We start from the raw sequence: 8100 nt of genomic DNA, 5'->3' as shown, positions 1-8100 counted from the left end.
GAGTAGACCCTGCCGTTGCTGCCGACCACGATGAGGGGATCGACGCTGCGGCAGCGGAACGCCCCCCACAGCGTGTCGCCGGCCTTGAAGGTCTGGGCGGCGATGTCGACCTCGTGGCCCTTGAGCGCCCTCACCCAGCCCTTCTGGCTGACGATGACGGTGACCGGCTCGTCGACGATCTTCACTTCGGCAACGACGCGCTTGTCGGCCTGGATCAGCGTGCGGCGGTCGTCGCCGAACTGCTTGGCGTCAGCCTCGATCTCCTTGATGACGGTGCGGCGCAGCGCCGGGGTGGAGCCGAGGATGTCTTCCAGCTTCGTGCGCTCATCGCGCAGCTTGGACAGCTCCTGCTCGATCTTGATGGCCTCCAGCCGTGCCAATTGACGCAGGCGGATTTCAAGGATGTCTTCCGCCTGACGGTCGCTGAGCTTGAAATGCTCGATCAGCGCGGCCTTGGGCTCGTCGGACTCGCGAATGATGCGAATGACCTCGTCGATGTTCAGCAGCACCAGCTGCCGGCCTTCGAGCACATGGATGCGGTCGTTGACGTGGGCCAGGCGATGCTCGGTGCGGCGGCGCACCGTCGTCTGGCGGAAGCCCACCCACTCGGCCAACACCTGGCGCAGGCTCTTCTGTGTCGGCCGCCCGTCGGCGCCGATCATCGTCATGTTGACGGGCGCGCTGCTCTCCAGGCTGGTGTGGGCCAGCAGCGTGTTGATCAGGTCCTGCTGCTCGACGGTGCGGCTCTTGGGCTCGAAGACGATGCGCACGGCCGCGTCCTTGCTGGACTCGTCGCGCACGCCGTCCAGCACCGCCAGCAGACTGGCCTTGAGCTGCAACTGGTCGGCCGACAGTGTCTTCTTGCCCGCCTTGACCTTGGGGTTGGACAGCTCCTCGATCTCTTCCAGCACCTTCTGCGCGCTGGTGCCGTGCGGCAACTCGGTGACGACGAGCTGCCACTGGCCGCGCGCCAGATCCTCGATCTTCCAGCGGGCACGCACCTTCAGGCTGCCCCTGCCCGAGGTGTAGGCCGCGCGGATGTCCTCAGGCGCGCTGATCAGCTGGCCGCCGCCAGGGAAGTCCGGGCCGGGGATCAGATCGAACAGCGCTTCGTCGGAGAGCTTGTCGTCCTTCAGCAGCGCCACGGCCGCAGCGGCCACCTCACGCAGGTTGTGGCTGGGAATCTCGGTGGCCAGGCCCACGGCGATACCGCTGGCACCGTTCAGCAGCACGAAGGGCAGGCGCGCCGGCAGCTCGACCGGTTCCTGCGTGGTGCCGTCGTAGTTGGCGCGGAAGTCCACCGTGCCTTCGTCGATCTCGTCCAGCACCAGGCGGGCGATGGGCGCCAGGCGCGCTTCCGTGTAGCGCATCGCCGCAGCGCCGTCGCCGTCGCGGCTGCCGAAGTTGCCGTGGCCGTCGATCAGCGGGTAGCGCAGCGAAAAGTCCTGCGCCATGCGCACCAGCGCGTCATAGACCGACTGGTCGCCATGCGGGTGGAAGTTGCCGAGCACGTCGCCGACGACCTTGGCGCCCTTGACGGGCTTGGCACCGGAGTTGCCGCTCCAGCCCAGGCCCAGGCGCTGCATCGCGTAGAGGATGCGGCGTTGCACGGGCTTTTGCCCGTCGGCATAGGACGGCAGCGCGCGCCCCTTGACGACGCTGAGCGCGTATTCGAGATAGGCCTGCTGGGCGTAAGCGCCCAGCGTCAGCGTGTTGTCGCCACCGTCGTCGGTGGGCGGGTTGAAGTCGATGGGGGTCTGGGAACTCATGGATGCAAGGTCAAACGCTGCGCGCGGGCCGGTTGGCTCTGCTGCAGCAGGGCCCAGTACAACTCGAGGACGAGATGCACGTGGGCCTGGGTTTCATCGATGTCGGGCACGCGGTTGCCGGCCCGGCGCACAGCGCCTTCGCCGGCATTCCAGGCCGCCAAGGCTGCGTCGATGCGGCCAAAGCGGCGCATCAGATCGGCCAGCATGCGGGCGCCGGTGTGGATGTTGATACGGGGCTCGATCAAGCGCGCCGCCTCGGCAGGCGAGGCGTAGCGGCTGGCCGTTTCGGGCGTGATCTGCATCAGGCCCGTTGCGCCGCGCGGGGACACGGCGTTGCGCTGGTAGCCGGACTCGACCGCAATGATGGCCTTCAGCAGGTCGGCGTCCACGCCGTGCTGGGCGGCGGCCTCGCGCACCCAAGGCTGGACGGCCTTCACTTCGGGAGCGATGTCCAGCCAGTTCAGCAGCGCCAGGCCCGCGTCCGTCTTGCCCGGCACGCGCTTCATGCCGACGCTGCCGAGCACGGGGGCATAGCGCGCGTCGAGTTGGCGCGGCGAGAAGTGGGCCATGCCGGCTGAGTCGACATAGCCCCACAGCTCGGCATGCACCGGCAGTGCCRGGCCGGCCAGCAGCAGGAGCAGCCATGGCTTCATGCGGCCTCCAGCCCGAGGGCCACACGCGCCTGGAATTCGCGGTCCAGCAGCGACATGACGATCAGCGAGTCATAGCCGTCAGCGCCGTCGGTTGTCACGCGCACGCTCTCACGCAGCCGGCCTTCCTCGACAAAGCCTTCGCTGCGATACAGCTCGAGGGCGCGCGTGTTCAGCGCCGTCACGTCCAGCCAGAAGCGATGGGATTTCAGCTGCGTGAAAGCCATGGCCTTGAGCTGGCGTACGGCCGAGCGCCCCAGGCCGCGGCCCTTGGCCTGCAGCACCAGGCGCTTCAGCTCGACCGAGCCGTTCGGGTTGCGGCAGCCCTGCAGGATGACAAAGCCGATGCGTTCCAGTTCGTCACCTTCTTCAAGGATGAAGTGGCGTGAGTCGGGAAAGCGGATGGCGCCTTCGTGCTGCGGGCGCTCCCAGGGCGTGATGAAGGGCAGGTTGGTACCGTCGCGCTCGACCGAGACGACCCAGTCGAGGTCGGACAGCATGGTGGGGCGCAGGCGCAGGCTCATGGGACCTCCCGCCGGGCCGCCCCAAGGGAGGTCCAGCCCCCTCGGGGGGCAGTGAGCGGAGCGAGCGTGGGGGTCGTCATTCAGTCTCGAACCCAGCCAGCACGGCGACGACGTTGCGGCCGATGGCCTCGGTCGCGTAGCCGCCTTCCTGGATGAACAACGTCGGCGCGCCGAACGCAGCCAGGCGCTGGCCCATGCGGCGGAACTCGGGCTCGTCCAGCTTGAAGTGCGAGATCGGGTCCCCGCCATAGGTGTCCACGCCGAGGGAGACGATGAGCAGATCGGGCTTGAAGGCTGTCAGCCGCGCGAGCGCCGCGTCCAGTGCAGCGAACCAGTCGTCGTTGTCCACGCCCACCGGCAGCGGGAAGTTGGCATTGAAGCCGACGCCCTCGCCTGCGCCGGTCTCGTCGGCATGACCGAGGAAGAACGGGTACTCGGTGCGCGGGTCACCGTGGAGGCTGGCGAAGAACACGTCGGCGCGGTCGTAGAAGATGGCCTGGGTGCCGTTGCCGTGGTGGTAATCCACGTCCAGGATGGCCACACGAGCCAGGCCCGCGTCGCGTGCAGCCTGCGCGGCAACGGCGGCGTTGTTGATGAAGCAGTAGCCGCCGAAGAAGTCGGCGCCGGCGTGATGGCCAGGAGGGCGCGTCAGCACATAGGCCGAGCGCTCACCGGCCAACACCAAATCGAGTGCGGTCAGCGACGCCTGCGCGCCGGCATGGGCCGCAGCCCAGCTGCCGGCCGTCAGCGGCGTGCCACTGTCCATCGAATACAGGCCCATGCGGGCCGCGAAACTTATCGGCTCGAGGTCACTGCGCAACGAACGCACCGGCCACACGGCCGGGAAGGCATCGCCCTCGCCACCGGTGGAGAGCCACTCGGCGTGCGCGCCCTCGATGAAATCCAGGTAGCGCGCTGAATGCACACGCTCCAGCGGCGCGCGGCCGTGGTCGACCGGCGCGAGCACCTCACCCAGGCCCGCAGCCCTCACCGCCTGCAGGATGTAGTCGGCGCGCGCCGGGACCTCGAAGGCCGGCACCAGCCGGCCGCGGAAGAACTCGTGCGTGGCCGCGTGCAGCGCGTGCCCGGCGTTGAAGACCGTCTGCATCAGGCCCCCGATCCGCTCGGCTGAGCGCGGCTCCACCCGGCGGGCAGCGTCGCGGGGCATTGGCAAATGGCGGGGGCGGGGGCGGTCATCACGGCGCGGGATTGTGCCGCGCTTTGACTCTGTCCCCGGCGCCGGGGCGCCTGCTCAGTTGCCGCAGCCCAGCGCGGCGATGCGGTCGTGCGCTGCCTTGGCCTGCACGAGGCCGTTACCGTAGTAGTCGTCACGGCCGGGGGCGCCAAGGTCCAGCGCGCTCTTGTTCAGCGACGCACGCAATTGCGTGGCCGTGCAACCGGCATGCAGGCTCCACACCAGGGCCGCAACGGCGGATGCATGGGGCGTCGCCATCGACGTGCCGCTGTAGCTGGCGTACAGGTCGGGCAGGCCGAAGACGGCGACGCTGGCCGACTGGCCGAGCTGGCCCAGCAGGGTCGCGCCGTCTGCCTGGGTGGCCCCGACGGACGGGATGGTCGTCACGGTCTCACCCAATGTGCCGAGCAGGTCGCCCGTCGTGTTGTTGTAGATGACCGCACCGACGCCGCCACTGCTCTGGCAGTTCAGCACCTTGTCGGCGAAGGCGATGGTGCCGCGCTGGATCAGGCAGACCTTGCCGTTCATGCTGCCCGGCGTGGCGGCGCTGCCAAGGCCGAAGTCGGCCAGTGAACCGCTGGYGCTGCTGCGGGGTGAACCGTCCATGGACTGCACGGTGAAGCTGCCGCCAGCGACGGTCAACGAGGCGCCTGTCTGGCTGTAGGCCGGCACGGTCGACAGCACGGCCACACCGGGGGCGGCGAGCTCGACGTCAGCGTTGAACTGCGAGAAGCTGGCAACGAGCTTGTTGGCGTCGACAGCTGCAATCGACACGACCTCGGCGAAGGCGGYCGGGTAGGACAGCGTGTTGTCACCTTCGTTGCCGGCTGCCGCGACCAGCAGGATGCCCTGGCTGGCCAGCTTGGCCACGGTGCGCGCCTCGGTGCGGCTGCCGGTGGCGCCACCCAGCGACATGCTGATGACGTTGGCGCCGGCGCGCCCGCAACCCAACATGGCACGCGAGATCACCGCGTCGCTGGCGCTGCCGCTGGCGTCGAAGACCTTGGCGATATGCAGGTTCAGGCGGCCCGACGGCGCCACGCCGACGACCCCGACCGCGTTGTTCAGCGCCGCGATCGTGCCGGCCACATGGGTGCCGTGAGAGTTTTCGTCCGTGTTCCAGGCGCCGGACTTGGTGAAGTTCTGGCCCGTCATCGGGATGCCGGCCAAATCCTCGTGGGTGCCATTGATGCCCGAGTCGACGATGCACACACGCCGGTTGCCGGCCTGGGCGTCGGAAAGCTGATCGGCCTGCACCATCGCAATGCCGTAGGGCGCGACCTGGGCCTGCGAGCCGGCGACGCGGATGCTGCGATTGCCGAGGATGTGACGCTCGACCGGTTCATCGACGAAATCGACCTGGGCGTGGCGGGCCAGTGCCTTGGCGGCGCCGCGCGGCATGCTGACGACGAGAGCGTCGATCTCGGACAAGTCCTCGACGACGCGACCGCCACCGCGACCGACCTCGGCGCGCACAGCGCCACCGCCGTTGACCTTATGGCCAACGATGAGCTCGACTTCGTCCTTGGGCGCGGCGAGGGCCGCCGACATGGCGGCGGCACCGAGGCAGAGAACGACGGCGCGGATCGCAAACTTGTGCTGACGCATGGCAGCTCCTTTGAATAGGGTGGGCGCCATTCTTCGCCGCCCATCACCCGCGTCAACAGAGAGTCACCCCGCCCCTAGCTTGGGGGGGCTCAGACGTCAATCTCGACCGTGTCGCCGTGCAGCTCCATCAGCTCGCGGCGCGAGGCGGCCTCGCCCTTGCCCATCAGCTTGTTGAAGGCGTCCACCGTCGCGCCGAAGTCGAGCTGCCCGTATTCCACGCGCGACAGGCGGCGGGTCTCGGGGTTCAGCGTCGTGTCCCACAGTTGCTCGGCGTTCATCTCGCCCAGGCCCTTGAAGCGGCTGATGCTCCACGAGCCTTCCCGCGCGCCCTCCTTGCGCAGCTTGTCCAGCGTCGCGGTCAGCTCGCCGTCGTCCAGCGCGTAGAGCTTGGCGGCGGGCTTCTTGCCGCGTGCGGGTGCATCGACGCGGTACAGCGGCGGGCGGGCGACGAATACGTGTCCGGTCTCAACCAGCTTGGGGAAATGGCGGAAGAACAACGTCAGCAGCAGCACCTGGATGTGCGAGCCGTCGACGTCGGCGTCCGACAGGATGCAGACCTTGCCGTAGCGCAGGCCGCTCAGGTCCGGCGTGTCGTTGGGGCCGTGCGGGTCCACGCCCAGCGCGACCGAGATGTCGTGGATCTCGTTGTTCTTGAACAGCAGATCGCGCTCGACCTCCCAGGAGTTCAGCACCTTGCCGCGCAGCGGCAGGATGGCCTGCGTCTCCTTGTCGCGGCCCATCTTGGCGCTGCCGCCGGCAGAGTCGCCCTCGACGAGGAAGACCTCGTTGTGCAGCAGGTCGCGGCTTTCGCAGTCGGTCAGCTTGCCGRGCAGCACGGCCACGCCGGAGCCTTTTCGTTTTTCAACTTTCTGACTGGCGCGTTGCCGAGTTTGTGCCTGCTTGATGACCAGGTCGGCCAGCTTCTTGCCATGGTCCACATGGTGGTTCAGCCACAGCTCCAGGGCCGGCTTCACGTACGCCGACACCAGGCGCAGCGCGTCGCGCGAGTTCAGGCGCTCCTTGGTCTGGCCCTGGAACTGCGGGTCCAGCACCTTGGCGGACAGCACGAAGCTGGCGCGCGAGAACACGTCGTCAGGCATCAGCTTGACGCCCTTGGGCAGCAGCGAGTGCATCTCGATGAAGCCCTTGACCGCGCCGAACAGGCCGTCCTTCAGGCCCGACTCGTGCGTACCGCCGGCGACCGTCGGGATCAGGTTCACATAGCTCTCGCGCAGTGGTGCGCCGTCCTCGGTAAAGGCCACGCACCAGGCGGCGCCCTCGCCTTCGGCAAAGTTCTCGCTCTCGCCGGCGGTGGCAAAGCCCTCGCCCTCGAACAGCGGGATCAACGGGTCGCTGTTGAGCGACTGCGCAAGATAGTCGCGCAGGCCGGCCTTGTAGAGCCAGGTGGTCGTCTCGCCGGTCTTCTCGATCTTCAGTGTGACGGTCACGCCGGGCATCAGCACGGCCTTGGAGCGCAGCAAGTGCACCAATTCGTGCTTGGGCAGCTCGGCGCTCTCGAAGTACTTGGCCTCGGGCCAGACGCGCACCGTCGTGCCCTGCTTGCGGTCACCGCTGGCAGCGGGGCGGGTGACGACCTGCTGCTTCACGTCGCCGTGCTCGAAGGCGATACCAGCCACCTGCTTGTCGCGCCACACGGCCACTTCCAGCCGCTTGGCCAGCGCATTGGTCACCGACACGCCCACGCCGTGCAGGCCGCCGGAGAAGCTGTAGGCGCCGCCCGAGCCCTTGTCGAACTTGCCGCCGGCATGCAGCCGCGTGAAGACGATCTCGACGACGGGCACGCCTTCTTCCGGGTGCAGGCCGAAGGGAATGCCCCGGCCGTCGTCGGCGACTGACACCGAGCCATCGGCATGCAAGGTCACGTCGATGCGCTTGCCAAAACCGCCCAGCGCCTCGTCGGCGGCGTTGTCGATGACTTCCTGGATGCAGTGCAGCGGGTTTTCGGTGCGGGTGTACATGCCCGGCCGCTGCTTGACGGGTTCCAGGCCCTTGAGAACGCGGATGGAAGCTTCGCCATAAGCGGCAGGTGCAGCGGCGGGAGAGGAAGACGGACGGCTCGACATAGGGGCGGGATTCTATGGACGCGCTCGGGCTAGGATTCGCGGCCCCCGAAGAGCGAGTGTTCGAGCTTGAGATTCCTGACTGCCTTTTTGCTGCTGGCCTGTGGACTCGCACAGGCGCAAGGCCCCTCCCAACCGCCCTACCAAGCCAGCGCCCCGCTGTCTTGGGAACTGAAGAACGCGCGCTGGTTCGACGGTCAGAAGATCCAGCGCGGCAGCCTTTACGTCGAAAACGGCGTCTTCGTCGCCAGGAAACCGGCCAAGGTCAACCGC

At 68.0% G+C, this 8100-nt stretch carries 7 protein-coding genes; 1 reads left to right on the top strand and 6 read right to left on the bottom strand.

Going from position 1 to position 8100, the window contains the following annotated elements; genetic code table 11:
• The 6 genes from parC to AC1DU6_RS13625 all read right to left on the bottom strand — a co-directional run.
• Positions 1 to 1769, bottom strand: a 1769-nt coding sequence (gene parC, locus AC1DU6_RS13650; RefSeq protein ID WP_477857755.1) for a DNA topoisomerase IV subunit A, incomplete at its 3' end; no start/stop codon positions are given.
• A complete protein-coding gene (locus AC1DU6_RS13645) occupies positions 1766 to 2422 on the bottom strand; it encodes a lytic transglycosylase domain-containing protein (protein ID WP_477857753.1) in 657 nt (218 codons plus the stop codon). The genes parC and AC1DU6_RS13645, both read right to left, overlap by 4 nt.
• A complete protein-coding gene (locus AC1DU6_RS13640) occupies positions 2419 to 2943 on the bottom strand; it encodes a GNAT family N-acetyltransferase (RefSeq protein ID WP_457356593.1) in 525 nt (174 codons plus the stop codon). Before AC1DU6_RS13640 ends, AC1DU6_RS13645 begins: the two co-directional genes overlap by 4 nt.
• Before the next feature lie 76 nt (positions 2944 to 3019).
• A complete protein-coding gene (locus tag AC1DU6_RS13635) occupies positions 3020 to 4051 on the bottom strand; it encodes a histone deacetylase family protein (protein ID WP_457393999.1) in 1032 nt (343 codons plus the stop codon).
• 144 nt (positions 4052 to 4195) lie between these two features.
• Positions 4196 to 5746 (bottom strand): S8 family serine peptidase, encoded by a 1551-nt coding sequence (locus AC1DU6_RS13630; protein WP_477857751.1) that lies wholly within the window; start codon positions 5744 to 5746, stop codon positions 4196 to 4198.
• 89 nt (positions 5747 to 5835) lie between these two features.
• On the bottom strand, positions 5836 to 7830 hold the full coding sequence (locus AC1DU6_RS13625; RefSeq protein WP_477857749.1) for a DNA topoisomerase IV subunit B: 1995 nt from the start codon (positions 7828 to 7830) through the stop codon (positions 5836 to 5838).
• 66 nt (positions 7831 to 7896) lie between these two features.
• On the opposite strand from AC1DU6_RS13625, the gene AC1DU6_RS13620 reads away from it, so the two are divergent.
• Positions 7897 to 8100, top strand: a 204-nt coding sequence (locus AC1DU6_RS13620) for a hypothetical protein (RefSeq protein ID WP_477857747.1), incomplete at its 3' end; no start/stop codon positions are given.

Source organism: Roseateles sp. P5_B10 (assembly GCF_056400485.1).
This window is presented reverse-complemented; position numbering and strand designations above follow the sequence as displayed.

Coding starts and splice junctions, on each gene's coding strand:
- AC1DU6_RS13635 (WP_457393999.1), bottom strand. CDS start 4,051: ATGCAGACGGTCTTCAACGCCGGGCACGCGCTGCACGCGGCCACGCAC.
- AC1DU6_RS13640 (WP_457356593.1), bottom strand. CDS start 2,943: ATGAGCCTGCGCCTGCGCCCCACCATGCTGTCCGACCTCGACTGGGTC.